Annotated in this window: 17 protein-coding genes; 9 read left to right on the top strand and 8 right to left on the bottom strand. The window is 70.8% G+C overall.

From position 1 onward, the window contains the following. Positions 1–2: 2 nt before the first annotated feature. Together NQ165_RS09655 and NQ165_RS09660 are read left to right on the top strand one after the other, a co-directional pair. Positions 3–785 carry an enoyl-CoA hydratase/isomerase family protein gene (locus NQ165_RS09655; RefSeq protein ID WP_257533020.1) on the top strand — a complete coding sequence of 261 codons (783 nt, stop codon included), beginning with the start codon at positions 3–5 and terminating at the stop codon, positions 783–785. Beyond that, entirely contained in the window at positions 782–1,609 is an 828-nt protein-coding gene (locus tag NQ165_RS09660; protein ID WP_257533022.1) for an NAD(P)-dependent oxidoreductase, read from the top strand. The genes NQ165_RS09655 and NQ165_RS09660 overlap by 4 nt, the downstream gene beginning before the upstream one ends. A gap of 338 nt (positions 1,610–1,947) precedes the next feature. Here NQ165_RS09660 and NQ165_RS09665 read toward each other — a convergent pair whose 3' ends face one another. Both NQ165_RS09665 and NQ165_RS09670 read right to left on the bottom strand, forming a co-directional pair. Beyond that, positions 1,948–2,793: an HAD family hydrolase gene (locus NQ165_RS09665; RefSeq protein ID WP_257533025.1), complete on the bottom strand. Its 846-nt coding sequence runs from the start codon at positions 2,791–2,793 to the stop codon at positions 1,948–1,950. Positions 2,794–2,945: 152 nt separating this feature from the next. Next, entirely contained in the window at positions 2,946–3,524 is a 579-nt protein-coding gene (locus NQ165_RS09670; RefSeq protein ID WP_257533027.1) for a TetR/AcrR family transcriptional regulator, read from the bottom strand. Between the two features lie 115 nt (positions 3,525–3,639). Here NQ165_RS09670 and NQ165_RS09675 point away from each other — a divergent pair, with 115 nt between their 5' ends. Beyond that, positions 3,640–4,692 carry a hypothetical protein gene (locus NQ165_RS09675; protein ID WP_257533029.1) on the top strand — a complete coding sequence of 351 codons (1,053 nt, stop codon included), beginning with the start codon at positions 3,640–3,642 and terminating at the stop codon, positions 4,690–4,692. A gap of 102 nt (positions 4,693–4,794) precedes the next feature. Here NQ165_RS09675 and NQ165_RS09680 read toward each other — a convergent pair whose 3' ends face one another. Further along, positions 4,795–5,211, bottom strand: coding sequence for a GNAT family N-acetyltransferase (locus NQ165_RS09680; RefSeq protein ID WP_257533144.1), 417 nt, complete (start codon positions 5,209–5,211; stop codon positions 4,795–4,797). Between the two features lie 514 nt (positions 5,212–5,725). On the opposite strand from NQ165_RS09680, the gene rlmN reads away from it, so the two are divergent. Then, the gene (gene rlmN / locus NQ165_RS09685) at positions 5,726–6,970 is read left to right on the top strand and encodes a 23S rRNA (adenine(2503)-C(2))-methyltransferase RlmN (protein WP_257533031.1); all 1,245 of its coding nucleotides are present in this window, start codon (positions 5,726–5,728) and stop codon (positions 6,968–6,970) included. 47 nt (positions 6,971–7,017) lie between these two features. On the opposite strand, the gene NQ165_RS09690 is transcribed toward rlmN, so the two are convergent. The 4 genes from NQ165_RS09690 to NQ165_RS09705 form a co-directional block, all read right to left on the bottom strand. Then, positions 7,018–7,926: a carbohydrate ABC transporter permease gene (locus NQ165_RS09690; protein WP_257533034.1), complete on the bottom strand. Its 909-nt coding sequence runs from the start codon at positions 7,924–7,926 to the stop codon at positions 7,018–7,020. Continuing rightward, positions 7,923–8,870, bottom strand: a complete 948-nt coding sequence (locus NQ165_RS09695) for a carbohydrate ABC transporter permease (RefSeq protein WP_257533036.1) — start codon at positions 8,868–8,870, stop codon at positions 7,923–7,925. The genes NQ165_RS09690 and NQ165_RS09695 overlap by 4 nt, the downstream gene beginning before the upstream one ends. Before the next feature lie 2 nt (positions 8,871–8,872). After that, complete coding sequence (locus NQ165_RS09700) at positions 8,873–10,180, bottom strand: sugar ABC transporter substrate-binding protein (protein WP_257533038.1); 1,308 nt, start codon at positions 10,178–10,180, stop codon at positions 8,873–8,875. Between the two features lie 73 nt (positions 10,181–10,253). Next, positions 10,254–11,492: an aminotransferase class V-fold PLP-dependent enzyme gene (locus tag NQ165_RS09705; RefSeq protein ID WP_257533040.1), complete on the bottom strand. Its 1,239-nt coding sequence runs from the start codon at positions 11,490–11,492 to the stop codon at positions 10,254–10,256. A gap of 164 nt (positions 11,493–11,656) precedes the next feature. Here NQ165_RS09705 and NQ165_RS09710 point away from each other — a divergent pair, with 164 nt between their 5' ends. The 3 genes from NQ165_RS09710 (at position 11,657) to NQ165_RS09720 (ending at position 14,003) form a co-directional block, all read left to right on the top strand. Beyond that, the gene (locus tag NQ165_RS09710) at positions 11,657–12,361 is read left to right on the top strand and encodes a FadR/GntR family transcriptional regulator (RefSeq protein ID WP_257533042.1); all 705 of its coding nucleotides are present in this window, start codon (positions 11,657–11,659) and stop codon (positions 12,359–12,361) included. A 143-nt stretch (positions 12,362–12,504) separates the two neighbouring features. Then, positions 12,505–13,518, top strand: a complete 1,014-nt coding sequence (locus NQ165_RS09715; RefSeq protein ID WP_257533044.1) for an aldo/keto reductase family protein — start codon at positions 12,505–12,507, stop codon at positions 13,516–13,518. After that, entirely contained in the window at positions 13,518–14,003 is a 486-nt protein-coding gene (locus NQ165_RS09720; protein WP_257533046.1) for an NUDIX domain-containing protein, read from the top strand. Before NQ165_RS09715 ends, NQ165_RS09720 begins: the two co-directional genes overlap by 1 nt. A 9-nt stretch (positions 14,004–14,012) precedes the next feature. Here the strand turns inward: NQ165_RS09720 and NQ165_RS09725 are convergent, their stop codons facing one another. After that, the gene (locus NQ165_RS09725; protein WP_257533048.1) at positions 14,013–14,990 is read right to left on the bottom strand and encodes a zinc-binding dehydrogenase; all 978 of its coding nucleotides are present in this window, start codon (positions 14,988–14,990) and stop codon (positions 14,013–14,015) included. Between the two features lie 177 nt (positions 14,991–15,167). Between NQ165_RS09725 and NQ165_RS09730 the strand changes: the two genes are divergently transcribed. Together NQ165_RS09730 and NQ165_RS09735 are read left to right on the top strand one after the other, a co-directional pair. Then, entirely contained in the window at positions 15,168–15,797 is a 630-nt protein-coding gene (locus NQ165_RS09730) for a GntR family transcriptional regulator (protein ID WP_257533145.1), read from the top strand. After that, positions 15,794–17,320, top strand: a complete 1,527-nt coding sequence (locus NQ165_RS09735) for an MmgE/PrpD family protein (RefSeq protein ID WP_257533050.1) — start codon at positions 15,794–15,796, stop codon at positions 17,318–17,320. Before NQ165_RS09730 ends, NQ165_RS09735 begins: the two co-directional genes overlap by 4 nt. The last annotated feature ends 3 nt before the right edge of the window (positions 17,321–17,323 follow it).

The raw sequence follows: 17,323 nt of genomic DNA on the forward strand, positions 1-17,323 counted from the left end.
CCATGAGCGACACGATCCTGCTCACCCGCGAGGGTGGCCTCGCACGCCTGACGTTCAACCGCCCGGCCTCGCTGAACGCGATGGACTTCGAGATGGGGCAGCGCTGGCGCGACCTCGCCCACGAGGTCACCTCCGACGACACGGTCGGCGCGATCGTGATGGATGCCGCGGGTCGCGCGTTCTGCGCCGGCGGCGACGTCGTGGCCATGGCCACGTCGGGCGCCGGAGGGGCGGGCGTGACGGACATGGCGCGGGTGATCCACGACGGCATCCGCACGTTCGTCGAATCCGACAGGCCGATCGTCGCCGTGGTGCAGGGTGCGGTCGCCGGTGGGGGGCTCGGCCTCATGCTCACCGCTGACTACATCGTCGCCGCGGAGCATGCGAAGTTCGTCAGCCGTTACGCCAACATCGGGCTCACCCCCGACCTCGGCGTCTCGACGCTGCTCCCCGCGGCGATCGGGCAGCGCCGCGCGCTGCAGCTGCTGCTGCAGGACCTGACGATCGACGCCGCGACCGCACTGGACTGGGGCCTCATCACCGAGGTGGCCGCCGACCCCGCCGCCCGCGGTGACGAGATCGCCCGCTTCTGGCTCGAGGGCGCCACGGCCGCGTTCGGCAATGCCAAGCGCCTGATCCGCACCGGCGCGCACCGCTCGTTCGCGGAGAACCTCGACGACGAGGCGGCGTCGATCGGCGCCCGCTTCGACACCGATGAATCCCGGGTGCGCGTGGCGGCGTTCGCCGCGGCATCCCGCAAGTCCGCTTCGAAGGAGAACGCATGAGCCTCGCCGGCAAGACCATCCTGATGTCCGGTGGAAGCCGCGGGATCGGGCTCGCCATCGCCCTGCGCGCGGCGCGCGACGGTGCGAACATCGCGCTCATGGCGAAGACCGACACCCCGCACCCCAAGCTCGAGGGCACGGTGCACACCGCCGCCGAGCAGATCCGGGCGGCCGGCGGGCAGGCGCTGCCACTCGTGGGCGATGTGCGCAACGACGACGACATCATGGCGGCGGTGCTGACGACGCAGGGCGAGTTCGGCGGCATCGACATCGTCGTGAACAACGCCAGCGTGATCGACCTGTCGGGCTCCCTGGATCTGCCGGCGAAGAAGTACGACCTCATGCAGGACGTCAACGTGCGCGGCACGTTCATGCTCAGCCGTGCGGCGGTGCCGATGCTCAAGGATGCCGACAACCCCCACATCCTCTCGCTCTCGCCGCCGCTGAACCTCTCCCCGAGGTGGCTCGGCGCGCACACCGGCTACACGCTGGCGAAGTACGGCATGACGATGGCCACCCTCGGGATGGCAGCCGAGTTCGCCGAGGACGGCATCGCGGCCAACACCCTGTGGCCCGCGACGACGATCGCGACGGCCGCGGTGCAGTTCGCCCTCGGTGGCGACCGCATGATGAAGGTCAGCCGCACGCCGGAGATCTATGCGGATGCCGCCTACGAGGTGCTGATCCGGCCGGCTTCGGAGCGCAGTGGCCAGACCCTGATCGTCGAGGATGTGCTGCGCGAGGCCGGCGTCACCGACTTCTCCGGGTACGCCGCCGTGCCGGGCACCCCCGACAGCGAGCTGTTCCCCGACATCTTCCTCTGACGCGGCCCTGGTCGCCGCGCGTCCCGGAGCTGCTCCGGTGTCGCGTGTGGTGGGTTGTGCGGGGGTGGATTGCGCGGGCGTGACACTCGAGCGGCTCGGGGGACGTGTCGCGGCGGCGCCGCGGCTCCCGGGGCTGTTCCGGTGTCGCGTGTGGTGGGTTGTGCGGGGGTGGATTGTGCGGGCGTGACACTCGAGCGGCTCTGGGGGCGTGTCGCGGCGGCGCCGCGGCTCCCGGGGCTGTTCCGGTGTCGCGTGTGGTGGGTTGTGCGGGCCTGGATTGCGCGGACGTGACACTCGAGCGGCTCGGGCGGCGGCTCCGCCGCCGCGCGGACGCGGGGTCAGGCCGCGACGAGCCCGTGGCGCACGAACGCGCGATAGACACCGTCGTGGTGGATGCTCGTGGTCACTTCGTCGGCGCGGGCCTTCAGCGCCTCCTCGGCGTTGCCCATCGCGATGCCGACGCCGCAGACCTCGAACATCTCCACGTCGTTCCAGCTGTCGCCGATGCCGATCGACTCCGCCGCGTCGATGCCGAGCCGCTCGAGCACACGCTGGATCGCGGAGCCCTTCGTCGTCCCGCGCATGCCGATCTCGCCGTTGGTCCCGCCCGGCAGCGGCATGCTGCCCGGGACCACGTGGAAGCGGTCGCCGAGATCCTGCTGCGCACGCCCGACGGTGCCCGGGTCGTCGCCGAGGAAGACCGCCTTGGCCACGTGGTCGAGGTTGATGTCGGCGAGGTCGTGGAAGCGCGGGATGCCCTGCGGCGCCGTCTGCGGCTCGTCCGCGTCGTGGTGGATGCTCAGCGCCTGCTCCATGAACGCCGCGGTGGCCGCCTGTGCTTCCGGGCTCGCATAGACCGTGGCATCCGTCTGCAGGAAGTACAGGATGCCGCGCTCCTCGAAATAGGCGACGAGGCGCTCGACGGCATCCCGGGGCATGGGGTCGGCCACGATGACCTCATCGCCGGCGGTCGCGTAGGCGCCCCCGTTGGTGATGGCGCCGTCGAAGCCGATCTCGAGCACCCGGGCGTCGATGTCGCCGGAGGAGCGGCCGGTGCAGAGGAACACCAGACACCCGGCGCCTCGCGCCGCGCGCACCGCCTCGATCGTCGAGGCGGCGATGTCCCTGCCGTGGTCGAGGATGGTGCCGTCGACGTCGAGGAAGGCGATGCGGGGGATGGTCACAGATTCTCTCCAAAACAGGTCGTGTCCAGGATGCCTCACGGGCACCCTGGACACGATTCGGTGCGGAACGGTCAGCGGCGCAGCGAGGCCCCGTTGGTCGAGCGCCCGATCAGGAGATAGCGGGGCTCCGCCTCGGCGACCGAGGCGGAGTCTCAGCCGGCCGTCGCCTCCGGCGGCTGGGCGCGCAGCCCGGCCTCGAGGATGGCGGTCAGCCGGGGGACGAGGTGGGGAGTGGATGCCGCGATCGCCGCCGGCTGCGGACGGGTGATCATCCCCACGGCGAGCACGAGCTCGAGGGGGGCGAGGTCGGCGCGCACGAGGCCGGCGACGCGTGCGGCGGTGAGCACGTCGGCGACGCGGCCGAGGGTGTCGTCCTGCGCTGCGCGGACGCCGGCGGAGAGCTCGGCGTCCGCGGGATGGGCGAGCGCCTCCGTGAGCGCCCCGAGGTCGAGCCCCACCAGGGCGTGGAGGAAGCGGCGCCAGGCGTCGTCGGGTGTGCGCGGCAGCGCCTCGAGTGCGCGGCCGGCCGCCTCGCGCATCTCGTCCAGGATCGACAGCGCGACGGCGTCGGTCAGCTCCGCGCGGGACGCGAAGTTGCGGTAGAGCGTCGCGATGCCGACGCCGCTCGCCTCCGCGATCGTCTCGAGCGGCACCGACGCGCCGTGCGCGGCGAACAGTCGGCGGGCCTCGCGCACGATCGCCTCGCGTCTCCTCAGCGCATCCGAGCGCATGGTGCGCCTTCCTGTGTCGTGGGCGTTGCCGTCGGCTCTCAGCGTATGTGGAGGAGGGGTCTCCGTATAGTGGAGGTATTCCCTCCGCTTCGCCTACGGGCAGACAGGACTCCGCATGACCTCTCCCATCCCCGACACCGTCGCCCCGGCATCCGCAGCGCGTCGGACGCCGTCACCGCTTGTGAAGATGCTGGGCCTCACCGCGGGGCTCGGTGTGATCCTCGTCGTGCTGCTGATGCTGTTCGTGATGCCGTCGCTCAAGAGCGGCGCCCAGGACCTGCCGCTGGGTGTCGCCGGCGACGCTGCCGCCGTGACCCAGGTGCAGGAAGGGCTGGCGGATGCCGCGCCCGGCGCGTATGACGTCGTGACCTACGCGTCGGATGGCGACCTGCGCGCCGCCGTCGCTGCACGCGAGGTGGCCGGTGGTGTCGGGGTCGACGGGTCGGGAGTGACGGCCTATGTCGCGAGCGCCGCATCGCCCGCGATCTCCGGTGCCGTCACCGCCACCGCGCAAGCGCTCGGGCAGGCAGCGGGGGCTCCCGTGTCGGTCACCGATGTCGTGCCGCTGCCCGAGGCGGATCCCACCGGAATCGGCATCGGCGGGCTCGCGTTCCCGCTCGTGTTCGGCGGGATCGTGCCCGCCGTCGCCTTCCGCAAGGTGTTCGCACGCCACCTCGGTTGGGCGGTCGCCGGCATCGCCACCTTCTCCGTCATCGGCGGGACGATCGTCGCCGCAATCCTCGCCTTCGCGTTCGGCAGCATCGCCGCCGCGTCGTTCTGGCCGGTCGCGGGTGCGATGGCGCTCGGCATCGGTGCGCTGGCCCTCGCGCTCGCCGGGCTGCAGGAGGCATTCGGCGGCAAGGGGTTCACGATCGGCGCGATGGTGATGATGTTCATCGGCAACCCGCTGGCCGGCATCGCCACGGGCGCCGCCTGGCTGCCGGCCGGACTCGGCCTGGCGGGCCAGCTCCTTCCGCCGGGAGCCACGGGCACGCTGGTTCGGTCGGTCGCATACTTCGGCGGCACCGGCGGTGTGGTCGCGGGGCTCACGCTGGCCGGGTGGGCGGCGGCCGGCATCCTGCTGCTCGTCGTGGGCGCCCGGCGCCGCGCCGGACAGCAGGCCGCCGTCGCGGCCCCCGAGCCGATGCCCGTCGCCGTTCCCGCCTGAGAGTCGACGTCGCCCCGGGGCTGTCCGCCCCGGGGCTGTCGGCCCCGGGGCTGTCGGCTGCCCCTCGGTACCGACCCCGGGTGAGCGCGGCCGGCGCGCGGGTCAGGCCAGGGGCTTCTGCAGGAAGACCTGGTCGCTGCCGTCGCCGGGGACCCGCTCCGACTCGGTGTAGCCCTCGCGCTGGTACAGGCGAAGGTTCGCCTCGCTCAGCGATCCGGTGAACAGCTCGGCGGTCGTGGCTCCGGCATCCCGCCCGCGCTGCTCGACCGCGGCGAGCAGCGTCGTGCCGATGCCGCGGCCCTGCTGGTCGGGGGCGATCGCGATGCGCCCGATGAGCAGGAGGTCGCCGTCGTGCCGGGCGCGTACCGCGCCGACGATGCGCGGGCCGTCGAGGGCGACGCAGCCGAGGTTGTCGGCGAGCTCCGCCTGAAGCTCCTCGAGCGTCTGCGTGAGCGGCGGCATGTCGGGGTCGCCGTAGATGAGCGCCTCGCTGACGAACGCCGCGCGCTGCAGGGTCATCACCTCGCCGGCATCCTCGGGGCGGATATCTCGGACCTCGATCTGCTCGTCGCTCACGTCGCCACCGTAACGGCGCCCGGGGGGACTCGAGTGTCGCTTGCGGTGGGTGCGTTGCCGCCCTATCGTGCGCCGTCCCTCCGGCCGCGCGCGCCGCGCCCCGCCGCGCCCAGCGCCGCGCTCCCCGCGCCGCTCCGATGTCGCGAATGGCGGGTGCGAGGCCCGTGGGTCTGTGCGGACGTGACACTCGAGCAGCTCGCGACCGCGGCAGCATCGCGCCGCGCGCCCCGCGCCGCTCCGGTGTCGCTAATGGCGGGTGCGAGAGCCGCGGGACTGCGCGGACGTGACACTCGAGCAGCCCCGCCCCGACCCCGGCGCCCCACGCGACCCCGCCCCGACCCCCGACCCCGACCCCCGACCCCCGACCCCAGCCCCACGCCCCAGCCGCGAGCGCCCACGCGCCGCCCCCGCGCGCCCGGCCAGCGCCCGCCCAGGACGACTCCCGTACCCTGGGAACATGACCGATACCTCCCCCGTGCGCGCGACGAAACCGCGACAGGTTCGCCCGGCGACCGAGGGCTGGTCGCAGAAGAAGGATGCCGAGGGCCGCCCGCTGCTGCAGTTCGCGAGCCCGAAGCGCGGCAAGCCGCCCGTGCACCTGGCCGACCTCACCCCCGAGCAGCGGGTCGAGAAGGTCACGGAGCTCGGGATGCCGGGCTTCCGCGCGGCCCAGCTGGAGAAGCACTACTTCACGCACTACACGGCCGACCCGGCCCACATGACCGATCTCCCCGCGGCCGGCCGCGAGGAGCTCGTGCACGGGCTGCTCCCTCCGCTGCTGACGGAGGTCAAGCGCCTCGAGACCGACCGCGGCGACACGATCAAGTTCCTGTGGAAGCTGCACGACGGCGCCCTCGTCGAGTCGGTGCTCATGCGGTACCCCGGCCGCATCACGCTGTGCGTGTCGAGCCAGGCCGGCTGCGGCATGAACTGCCCGTTCTGCGCCACCGGCCAGGCGGGCCTGACCCGCAACATGTCGGCCGCCGAGATCGTCGACCAGGTCGTGCGCGCCAACCGCCTCATCGCCGAGGGCGGCCTCGGCGACCCCCGCAAGGTGGGCCACGAGGGCGAGCGCGTCACCAACATCGTCTTCATGGGGATGGGTGAGCCCCTCGCCAACTACAACCGCGTCATGCAGGCCGTCCGCACGATGGTCGACAAGAAGCACGGCCTGGGTATGAGCGCCCGTGGCGTCACGGTGTCGACGGTCGGCCTCGTGCCGGCGATCCGCAAGCTCGCCGATGAGGACATCCCCGTCACCTTCGCGCTCTCGCTGCACGCCCCCGACGACCTGCTGCGCGACGAGCTCATCCCGGTGAACTCCCGCTGGAAGGTCGACGAGGCGCTGGATGCCGCCCGCGAGTACTTCGACAAGACCGGCCGCCGCGTCTCGATCGAATACGCCCTCATCAAGGACATGAACGACCACGCGTGGCGCGCCGACCTGCTGGCCGAGAAGCTCAACGCGCGCGGCCGTGGCTGGGTGCACGTGAACCCCATCCCGCTGAACCCGACCCCGGGCTCCATCTGGACGTCGTCGGACAAGGACGTGCAGGACGAGTTCGTGCGCCGGCTCAACGACGCCGGCGTGCCCACGACCCTCCGCGACACGCGCGGCAAGGAGATCGACGGCGCGTGCGGTCAGCTGGTGGCGACCGAGGACGACGAGGTCGCCGCCGCCGGAGTCACGCCCGTCTCCTGACGTGCCGCGAGCCGGACGCCGCCGTGCAAGCGGCGCCCGGCTCGGCGTCACTCCTTGACAGCGCCGGCTGTCAGCCCCTGCACGATCCACTTGCTCGCCAGTGCGAACATCGCCATCGTCGGCAGGATCGTCACGACCGCGGCCGCCGACATCGAGCCCCAGTCGACGTTGAACGTCGAGATGAAGCCGTTGAGCGCGGCGGGCACCGTGCGGTTCTCGGTGGAGTGCATGAGCACCACCGAGAGGAACAGCTCGTTCCAGCAGTTGACGAAATTGAAGATGAACGCGGCGATGATGCCGGGTGTCATGACCGGCACGAGCACACGGAAGAGGGCTCCCAGCCGGGAGCAGCCGTCGATCATGGCCGCCTCTTCGAGCGCGGCGGGCACATTCTCGAAGAACCCGCGCAGCATGACCGTCGAGAACGGGATGCACACCGCGATGTAGACCAGGATCAGACCGAACTTGGAGTCCACGAGGCCCAGGTCCGACATCATCGAGTACAGCGGTCCGAGCGCGATGAACGCCGGAATCATCTGCGTCAGCAGGAACGCGATCAGCACCGCTCCCTTGCTGCGGAACTCGAACCGCGACAGCACGAAGGCGCTGAGCAGCGCGATCAGGGTGGCGACCGCGCCCGCTGCCAAAGAGACGATCGCCGAGTTCATCAGGAAGACCCCGAACTGGCTCGTCGCGAACAGGTTCACGTAGTTCTGCACCGAGGGCTGGCTCGGCCAGTACTCGATGGGGAAGGCGTTCACCGTGGCGGGCGCCTTGAACGACGTCAGCGCAATCCAGTAGAGCGGGAACAGCGTGATGAGAAGCCATACCGCCAGCCCGGTGAACCGCAGCGCGCCGGTCACGGCGAATCGGCGACCCGACCCAGCGGGGCGGTGCGGCGGGGCGGCGGCGGATGCCGCGGGCGCAGGGGGAGCCACGGGGGCGAGTGCGGTCACTTGGTCACCTTCTTCATGGCGAGCAGGTAGAAGGCGCAGAAGACGAACAGCACCGCCACGACGATGAGCCCGATGGCGCTGGCGAGGCCGTAGTTGCCCTGCTGCGTGTAGTTGATCATCCAGGTGGTGATGATGTGCGTCTGGTTCGCGGGTCCGCCCGCGGTCATCGCCCAGATGATGTCGGGGAAGTTGAAGATCCAGATGATGCGCAGGAGCACCGTCAGCAGCAGCGTCATCGCGATGTACGGGATGATGATCGAGAACAGCTGCCGCACCCTGCCGGCGCCGTCCAGGCTCGCCGCTTCGAGCATCTCGTCCGGCACGGACTGCAGCGCGGCGAGGATCATGATCGCGAAGAACGTCACGCCGTACCAGATGTTCGCCGTGATGACCGCGACCATCGCCAGCTTCGGGTCGGCCAGCCAGGGGAGCGGCGAATCGATGAGCCCCGCCTTCATGAGCAGGTCGTTGATGACGCCGAACTCGGCGTTGAACATCCAGCGGAACAGCATGCCGATGAGGAAGCCCGAGACCGCCCAGGGGAAGAAGACGAGCGCCTGGTAGAGGCCGCGGAAACGGAAGCGCTTGCGCAGCGCGAGGGCGATCAGGAACCCGATGACGAACTGCGGCACCAGCGAGCACACCACCCACAGCACCGAGTTCCAGGCGACTGTCGGGAAGATCGGGTCCGCGAAGATCCGGGTGAAGTTGTCGAGGCCGACGAACGGCGTGGACGTCAGATCCCAGAGGTTCCAGTCGCGGAAGGCCATGCCCGCGCCCTGGAGCATCGGGTAGTAGGTGAACCAGCTGACGAAGACGATCGCGGGCGCGAGGAACGCCAGGATCGTCCACCCGTGCCGGCTGCGGAACACGCGCCGCCGGCCGAGCGGGGCGGCCCCACCGGACAGGCCGGTGGGGCGCGCCTCGCGCGTGAGCAGCGACATCGTCAGTCCTGCTCGGCCGCGTACTTGTCGGTCCAGAAAGCGTCCCAGGACGCCAGCAGCTCAGCGGTGCTCATGTTGCCCAGCAGCACGCTCTGCACGTCCTGATCCGACTTCTGCGCCCACTCGGTCCACCAGCTGACCCCGCGCGGCTGCCTCACGTTGACGTAGGTCTCGGGGTTCTGCGTCATCGTGACGTAGCTGGTCCACGGGCCGGTGGAGTAGAACTCGTCCTCAGCTGCCTCGGCGATGATGGGCACCAGGCTGTTGGCCTGTGCGAACTCGGTGGCGGGCTCCGCCGACGACAGGAACTTCACGAGCTCAACGGCCTCCTCCTGATGCTCGCTGGCCTCGGCCACCCCCCACCCGGCGACGGCGAGCGGCTGCGCCGCCTTGCCGCCGGCGCCCACCAGCAGAGGAGCGGTGTCCCACTGCTCGTCGGTCAGGCTGGAAGCCTGCACGGTGGCGATGACCTCGGGATCCTGCAGCAGGAAGGCGGTCGATCCGTTCGTGAACCCGGCGACCATCTCCGGGTAGCCCCACGAGACGGCCGAGGGCGGCGAGGCCTGCTCGAAGAGGGCGAAGTAGGTGTCGACCGCGTCCTGCGCTTCGGGCGCGGAGAAGATGGTCGAGCCGTCCTGCAGCAGGAAGGCGTTGGCCGGGTCGAGGTCGTCGACGAGGTAGGCCTCGACGGCGGCGACGACGTTGGTGTTGCCGTTCGTGCCGCCACGGAAGGCGTACCCGTAGACGTTCTCGGCGGGATTCTGGATGGCGGAGGCCTGCTCGAGCAGTTCCTCCCAGCTGTGCGGCGGGCCGTCGAAGCCCGCAGCCTCGACGAGGTCGGCGCGGTAGAACAGCGACAGCCCGTAGAAGCCGTACGGCACGAAGTAGCTGGCGCCGTCCGAGACCGCGGCGGACTGGGCGTTCTCCGTGAGCGCGTCCCATCCGTCCCAGTTCTCCAGGTCGCCGGCCATGTCGTAGAGCCATCCGTTGTTCGAGAACGGTCCGACCGTGATGTCGCGCACTTCGAGCACGTCGACGCCTTTGCCGGACTGCAGCATCTGCTGGATGGTCTTGTCCGCCTGCTCCGTGGGCGGGGACACCAGCTCCACGGTCACTCCGGGGTTTTCCGCCTCGAAGGCGTCGAGCATCCCCCGGAGGACCTCGGTGCGAGCGGGGTTGGTCAGGCTCTCGACCATCTTCAGCGTGACGTCGCCGTCAGCCGTGTCTCCGGAGGATCCGGAGCAGGCGGTGAGGGCGAGCACGGCGGCGGTGCCGATGCCGACGGTGAGGGTCAGGCGGTTGCGCTTCACGATGTTCCTCGGTCTTTCTCTGTGTGGGGTGCAGGGCGTGCGCGACGGTGCGCGGCTTCCCGTTTCGGGTCGGTCAGGTCAGGTTCATGCTCTGGACGCGGGGGCTTCCGGCGCGGCGCAGGATCTCCGGGACGCAGCGCTCGACGAAGGCGGCGAAGTCCTCGGCCTCGGTGTACAGGTGCACCGACAGGCGGAAGTAGCCGCGACCTTCGTAGCTGGTGAAAGCGGTCTCCACCCCGGTGGCATCCAGCAGCAGCATGCGCAGCTCGTCGGCCTCTTCGCGGGTGGTGCCGAGGCCGTCCGGCAGGCGGATCAGTCGCATCGGGGGCACGGGCCGTGGCAGGTCGACCCGCGCGTCGTCGGAGATGTACGGCTGCAGAGCCTCGGCGATCACGGCCGCCCCGATGTCCGCCATCTGCCACATGCGCTCCCGGGCGCGCGCCCAGCCGTACTCGCGTTCGATGAACTCGATCGCTGCGGGCGCGGCGATGTAGCTGGTGGCATCGATCGTGCCCTGGGAGTCGAACCGGTCGGGGAACGGCTCGTCGCCGCCCCACGAGTCGATGAGAGGCCAAAGGTCCTGCCGGTCGTCGGCGCTGGTCACCAGCACCGCGGCCCCACGCGGGGCGCAAGCCCACTTGTGCAGGTTGCCGAACCACCAATCGCCGCCGCCCTGCCGTGCGGCGTCGGGGATCAGGCCGGGCGCGTGGGCGCCGTCGACGAGCACTCGGATGCCGTGCTCATGGGCCAGGGCCGTGATCTCCCGCGTCGGCAGTCGCAGCGCGGTGGGCGAGGTGACCTGGTCGATCACGATGAGTCGGGTGTGCGTGTTGAACGCGCGCCGGAACGCCTCCAGCACCTCAGCCTCGCCGTCGAACATCCCCACACGCACCGTGCGGACGCGTGCGCCGTAGCGGCGGGCGAGCCGTGCGGCACCCATGGTGATGGCGCCGTAGCCGTGGTCCGTGACGAGGATCTCGTCGGACGGCTCGAGTCGCAGCGAGTTGTAGACCACCGTCGCCGCGGCCGAAGCATTCGGCACGAACACCGTGTCTTCGGGGCGCGCTCCCACGAACGGCGCGACCTCCCAGCGGGCAGTGCGGGTGTACTCCGCGACGCGGGGAAACCACCCGACAGGACTGGCGTCCGCGCGTCGGCGCAACTCGTCCTGGACCGCGACGACCTCGCGCGGGACAGCCCCGAAGGAACCGTGGTTCAGATGCACGATTTCGGGATCCAACGGCCACGCGTCGCGAGCGAGCCGGCCCGATGCCAGGCGCGCTCGGAGCGAGGCGGGTGGAGGTATGGGCATGTGACCTCGTTGGTTCAGCGGGACGACTTGTCGCACAACATTGCCATATAGGGTCCTCTCGTGAGGACGAATGGGCGATTTCTTCTCGAAGTCGTAATACAACTTGATGATCCTTGGGTGTCCGCGACAGACTCGGCGCGCGCTCGGCGAGGGGGGTGGCGCGGGTGACTGCACTGGACACGGCCCTGCAAGGGCTGCGAGCGCTGATCGCGGACGGCACTCTTCGTCCGGGCGACCGGCTCCCCAGTGAGGGTGAGCTGTGCGAGCGACTGGGCGTGTCGCGCGGGTCGCTGCGGGAAGCCATCCGCATGCTCGCCGCACTGGGGGTTCTCGACACCCGGCACGGCTCGGGCAGCTACGTCGGCGACCTGAATGCCGCAGACCTCATCAAGGCGCTGTCGCTGACCGTCGGGCTGCTCCCGCTCGAGTCGATCATCGAGCTGTACGAACTGCGGCGGGCACTCGAGGCCCACGCGGCGAGCCTGGCCGCCGCGCGCATCGACGACGAGACCGTGGCGCGGCTGGATCGGGTTCTCACCGCGCTCGAAGCCGAGACCGACGACGAGCGGCAGTCCGACCTCGACCACGATTTCCACATGGGCATCGCCGCTGTCGCCGGCAATGCGGCACTCGCCAATCTCCTGGACGTCCTCCGGGCGCGCTCTCGCGCATATCGCATCTTCGCGACCGATGACGCGGCACGGATCAAGGTGCTGTCGGATGCGGGGCATCGTGCCGTGCTGCGCGGACTCGAGGCGCGCGATCCCGTCGCGGCATCCGCCGCTGCGGCCGGTCACGTCGCCCAGACGGAGTACTGGCTGCGAAAGCATCAGCCTCCTGCGGCGCCGCAAGGTTCCCCTGACGCGTGACGTCGCCGTCATGGCACGCGGCCGCCCGCAAAGGGCGGGGGCTGCGGGCCGGACGGGAAGCCGGCCCTGACCCCCTGCTATCGCTCCGGCGCGGACCTGTCCAGCCCGGCCTTCGCCGTCTCGCGCGGCAGTAACGTTTGAGGATGGTCAACTATCGCTATCTCGGCAACTCTGGTTTCAAGGTCTCGGAGATCACGTACGGCAACTGGATCACCCATGCCTCGCAGGTCGAGAACGAGGCGGCGATCGCCACGGTGCACAAGGCCCTCGACCTCGGCATCACCTCGTTCGACACGGCCGACGCCTACGCGAACACCGCCGCCGAAGAGGTGCTCGGTGAGGCGCTGAAGGGTCAGCCCCGCGAGTCGGTGGAGATCTTCACGAAGCTCTACTGGCCGATCGGCCGCAAGGGTCCGAACGACATGGGCCTCAGCCGCAAGCACATCTTCGACGGCATCCACGGGTCGCTGCGTCGCCTCGGCGTCGACTACGTCGACCTGTACCAGGCGCACCGCTACGACTACGAGACCCCGCTCGAAGAGACGATGCAGGCGTTCGCCGACATCGTGCGCCAGGGCAAGGCGCTCTACATCGGGGTCTCGGAGTGGACCGCCGAGCAGCTGCGGGAGGGTCACGCGCTCGCGAAGGACCTCGGTGTGCAGCTCGTCTCCAACCAGCCCCAGTACTCCGCGCTGTGGCGGGTCATCGAGGGCAAGGTCATCCCGGCATCCGAAGAGCTCGGCATCTCGCAGATCGTCTGGTCGCCGATGGCGCAGGGTGTGCTCAGCGGCAAGTACCTGCCCGGCCAGCCGCTGCCCGAGGGCTCGCGCGCGACCGACGACAAGAGCGGCGCCACGTTCATCAAGCGGTTCATGACCGACGAGGTTCTCACGGCGGTGCAGAAGCTCAAGCCCGTCGCCGAGCAGGCCGGCCTCACCATGCCGCAGCTCGCGATCGCGTGGGTGCTGCAGAACCCGAACGTCGCCGCCGCCCTCGTGGGCGCCTCGCGCCCGGAGCAGCTCGAGGATTCCGTCAAGGCCTCCGGGGTCACGCTCGACGCCGACACGATGACCGCCATCGACGCCGCCCTCTCGGGCGTGGCCGAGACCGACCCCGAGAACACCTACGAGGTGTCGCCGGCGTCCCGTCCGGCCTGATGCCCGTCCACAGCGCCGGTCTCCTGCTCTACCGACTCGCCGACGGCGGGCCGGAGGTGCTGATCGCCCACATGGGCGGTCCGTACTGGGCGGGCAAGGAGACCGGTGCGTGGTCGGTCCCGAAGGGCGAGTACGACCCCGACGCCGAGTCGGCGCTGGATGCCGCCAGGCGTGAGTTCCGAGAGGAGCTCGGGGTCGACCCTCCCGAGGGGCCGTACGCCGAGCTCGGCACGTACCCGTACTCGTCGGGCAAGCGCGTGACCGTCTTCGTCGCCGACGGCTCCGCGTTCTCGGCCACCAGGGCGGACTTCGTGTTCGGGGAGTTCGAGATGGAGTGGCCGCCGCGCTCAGGCAGGACCGAGCGGTTCCCCGAGGTCGACCGCGCGGACTGGGTGGGGCTGGGGGTCGCGGGCGAACGGCTCGTGAAGGGCCAGCGGCCTGCGCTCTACGCGCTCGCCGCGCTGCTGGCCGACGCCGGGGCGTAGAACTCGGGTTCAGGGGCGCAGCAGCACCTTGCCCACGCGGCCCGCCGAGAGGGTCGCGCCGACGGCCTCGGCGACCTCATCGAGCGGGAACGTCGCGGATACCGGCAGGGTGAGCGCTCCGGATGCCAGCAGGTGGGCAAGCTCGTCGAACAGCTCCGCGCGCCGCGCGGCATCCATCGTGGCGCTGACCGTGCTGCCCCAGAACCCCTTCACGGTGAGCTGGCGGAAGATGAGGTCGCCCGAGCTGAGCTGAACCTTCGGCGCTTCCATCGCGCCGAAGACGACGAGCGTGCCGTTCTCGCCGAGGAGGGAGAGCACCTGCCCGCTCGAGTGGCCGCCGACCGAGTCGACGCCCGCGACGATGGACGCACCGCCGGTGATCTCGGCGACCCGGTCGCGCCAGCCTGCGTCCTCGACCGAGACGACCCGGTCGATGCCCTGCGCCGCGAGCTCGGCGACGGCGGCGTCGCGGCGGACGAGCCCGAGGACGTTGATGTCGCGAGCGCGGCCGATCTGGGCGACCATGCGGCCGACGGCGCCGTTCGCGGCGTTCTGCACGAGCCAGTCGCCCGGCTGCAGCTCGAGGGAGTCGATGAGGCTGATGGCGCTGAACGGCATCGACACGAGCTGTGCGGCCTGCTCGTCGGGCAGGCCGTCCGGCACCGGGACGAGGGCGCCGGCGCGTGCGACGAACTGCTCGGCCCACACCCCGAAGGTGCCGCCGGTCGCCACGCGCTGCCCGACCTCGAGACCCGTCACGCCGGCGCCGAGTTCCTCGACCACCCCGACGGCCTCGGTGCCCGCGCGGGCGGGCAGCTCGGGGCGGTAGCCATAGGAGCCGCGCACCGTCCACAGGTCGTGATTGTGGATGGGGGAGCGCAGCATCCGCACACGCACCTCCCGCGGTCCGGGGGTCGGGGTCGGCGCCTCTCGCACGGTCAGCACCTCGGCGGGATCGCCGAATCGGTCGTGGACGAGTGCACGCATGGAACCCCCTGGCGTCGGACGCGGACATTCCATTCTGGTGGATGCGGGAGCGGCGCGGGCCGGATCGAGGGATGCCAGAGATGTATACCCACGGCATCCTCAGAAGGGAATCCATGCGCCCGAATGTGCCATTGTGTATACACTGGGGCGACGACGCCCGCGGAGGAGGAGGCAATGATGCGCGCCAGTGACCGCGCCTACGAGACGCTCCTCGACGAGATCCAGTCCGGCGCCCTCGCCCCCGGCACCGTGCTCGCGGAGGTGGAGCAGGCCACGCGACTCGGCGTGAGCCGCACCCCGCTGCGCGAAGCCCTCGGCCGCCTCGCCGCCGACGGCCTCGTGGAGCAGGCGTCGCCGCGCGTCACCGTCGTCGCCGGAATCGACGCCGACGACATCCGGGCTCTGTTCACCGTGCGCCGCGCGCTTGAGGAGATGGCCGCCCGGCTCGCCGCGGCCACCGGCGACCGGGCCGTGTTCGACGACCTCGCCGCCGAGTTCGTCGTCGCCGAGCCGGAGTGCGACGCCGACGCGTACTACGCGCTCATCGCCCGCTTCGATGCGGCGCTGGACGCCGCGGTCGCCAACGACTACCTCGCCTCGTCGCTGCGGATGGTGCGCACCCACCTCGTGCGGGTGCGCCGCCTCGCCCGGGACAACCCCCGCCGGCTCACGGCATCCGTTGCCGAGCACCGTCTCATCGCTTCGGCGATCTCCGCCGGCGATGCCGATCTCGCCGCACACGCCACCCACGTCCACCTGCACAATGCCCTGATGTCGATCCTCGAGTCCCTGGAGGCACACCCATGACCGTCACGCACCACCTTCGCGTCCACCGCAGCGATGAGGAGCTCGCCCGCGAGGGCCAGCTCGCCTGGCACATCGCCGAGGTCGCCACCGACCCGGTGGCCGTCGAACCCGAGGTGATCGACATGATCATCAATCGTGTGATCGACAACGCCGCCGTCGCCGCCGCCTCGCTCACCCGCGCCCCCGTCAGCGCCGCCCGACAGCAGGCGCTCGACCACGCCGTCTCGGTCGGCGGCGACGGCGCGACCGTGTTCGGCTGCGCCCTCGAGCGCCGCACCAGCCCCGAGTGGGCGGCGTGGGCCAACGGCGTCGCCGTGCGCGAGCTCGACTACCATGACACCTTCCTGGCGGCGGACTACTCCCACCCCGGCGACAACATCCCGCCGATCCTCGCCGTCGCCCAGCACGTCGGGTCCGACGGCGAAGCGCTCGTGCGCGGCATCGCCACCGGCTACGAGATCCAGATCGACCTGGTGCGGGCCATCTGCCTGCACAAGCACAAGATCGACCACGTCGCCCACCTCGGCCCGTCGGCGGCCGCCGGCATCGGCACGCTGCTGGGTCTTCCGACCGAGACGATCTACCAGGCCGTCGGGCAGGCGCTGCACACCACCACCGCGACCCGCCAGTCGCGCAAGGGCGAGATCTCGACCTGGAAGGCCCACGCCCCGGCCTTCGCCGGCAAGATGGCCGTCGAAGCGGTCGACCGTGCCATGCGCGGCGAGACCTCGCCGTCGCCGATCTACGAGGGCGAGGACGGCGTCGTCGCCTGGATGCTCGACGGCCCCGACGCGTCGTACGACGTGCCGCTGCCCGCCGCGGGCGAGCCCAAGCGCGCGATCCTCGACTCGTACACCAAGGAGCACTCCGCCGAGTACCAGGCCCAGGCCTGGATCGACCTGGCGCGCAAGCTCCACGGCGAGCACCCCGAGGCCACCGACCCCGCGAACGTCGAGTCGATCGTGCTGCACACCTCGCACCACACCCACTTCGTCATCGGGTCCGGCGCCAACGACCCGCAGAAGTACGACCCCACCGCGTCGCGCGAGACCCTGGACCACTCGATCCCGTACATCTTCGCGGTGGCGCTGCAGGACGGCGGCTGGCACCACGTCGACTCGTACGCCCCCGAGCGGGCCGGCCGCGAGGACACCGTGGCGCTGTGGCACAAGATCACCACGGCCGAGGATGCCGAGTGGACGCGTCGCTACCACTCGGAGGACCCCGCCGAGAAGGCGTTCGGCGGTCGCGTGGAGATCCGCCTGACCGACGGCACGGTCATCGAGGAGGAGATCGCCGTCGCCGACGCGCACCCCCTCGGCGCCCGCCCGTTCGCGCGCGAGGACTACATCCGCAAGTTCCGCATCCTCGCCGAGCCGGTGCTCGAGTCCGCTGAGATCGAGCGGTTCCTCGACCTGGCCCAGCGCCTGCCCGAGCTCACCGCCGACGAAGTGCGGCAGCTCTCGATCGTCGCGAAGCCGGGCCTGCTGCTCGCGGCGCCGGCCCCGAAGGGCCTGTTCTAGTCA

The organism is Microbacterium sp. zg.Y1084 (assembly GCF_024623595.1).
Classification (GTDB): Bacteria; Actinomycetota; Actinomycetes; order Actinomycetales; family Microbacteriaceae; genus Microbacterium; species Microbacterium wangruii.

Coding starts and splice junctions, on each gene's coding strand:
- NQ165_RS09655 (WP_257533020.1), top strand. CDS start 3: ATGAGCGACACGATCCTGCTCACCCGCGAGGGTGGCCTCGCACGCCTG.
- NQ165_RS09660 (WP_257533022.1), top strand. CDS start 782: ATGAGCCTCGCCGGCAAGACCATCCTGATGTCCGGTGGAAGCCGCGGG.
- NQ165_RS09670 (WP_257533027.1), bottom strand. CDS start 3,524: ATGCGCTCGGATGCGCTGAGGAGACGCGAGGCGATCGTGCGCGAGGCC.
- NQ165_RS09675 (WP_257533029.1), top strand. CDS start 3,640: ATGACCTCTCCCATCCCCGACACCGTCGCCCCGGCATCCGCAGCGCGT.
- NQ165_RS09680 (WP_257533144.1), bottom strand. CDS start 5,211: ATGACCCTGCAGCGCGCGGCGTTCGTCAGCGAGGCGCTCATCTACGGC.
- rlmN (WP_257533031.1), top strand. CDS start 5,726: ATGACCGATACCTCCCCCGTGCGCGCGACGAAACCGCGACAGGTTCGC.
- NQ165_RS09695 (WP_257533036.1), bottom strand. CDS start 8,870: ATGTCGCTGCTCACGCGCGAGGCGCGCCCCACCGGCCTGTCCGGTGGG.
- NQ165_RS09705 (WP_257533040.1), bottom strand. CDS start 11,492: ATGCCCATACCTCCACCCGCCTCGCTCCGAGCGCGCCTGGCATCGGGC.
- NQ165_RS09715 (WP_257533044.1), top strand. CDS start 12,505: ATGGTCAACTATCGCTATCTCGGCAACTCTGGTTTCAAGGTCTCGGAG.
- NQ165_RS09720 (WP_257533046.1), top strand. CDS start 13,518: ATGCCCGTCCACAGCGCCGGTCTCCTGCTCTACCGACTCGCCGACGGC.
- NQ165_RS09725 (WP_257533048.1), bottom strand. CDS start 14,990: ATGCGTGCACTCGTCCACGACCGATTCGGCGATCCCGCCGAGGTGCTG.
- NQ165_RS09730 (WP_257533145.1), top strand. CDS start 15,168: ATGCGCGCCAGTGACCGCGCCTACGAGACGCTCCTCGACGAGATCCAG.
- NQ165_RS09735 (WP_257533050.1), top strand. CDS start 15,794: ATGACCGTCACGCACCACCTTCGCGTCCACCGCAGCGATGAGGAGCTC.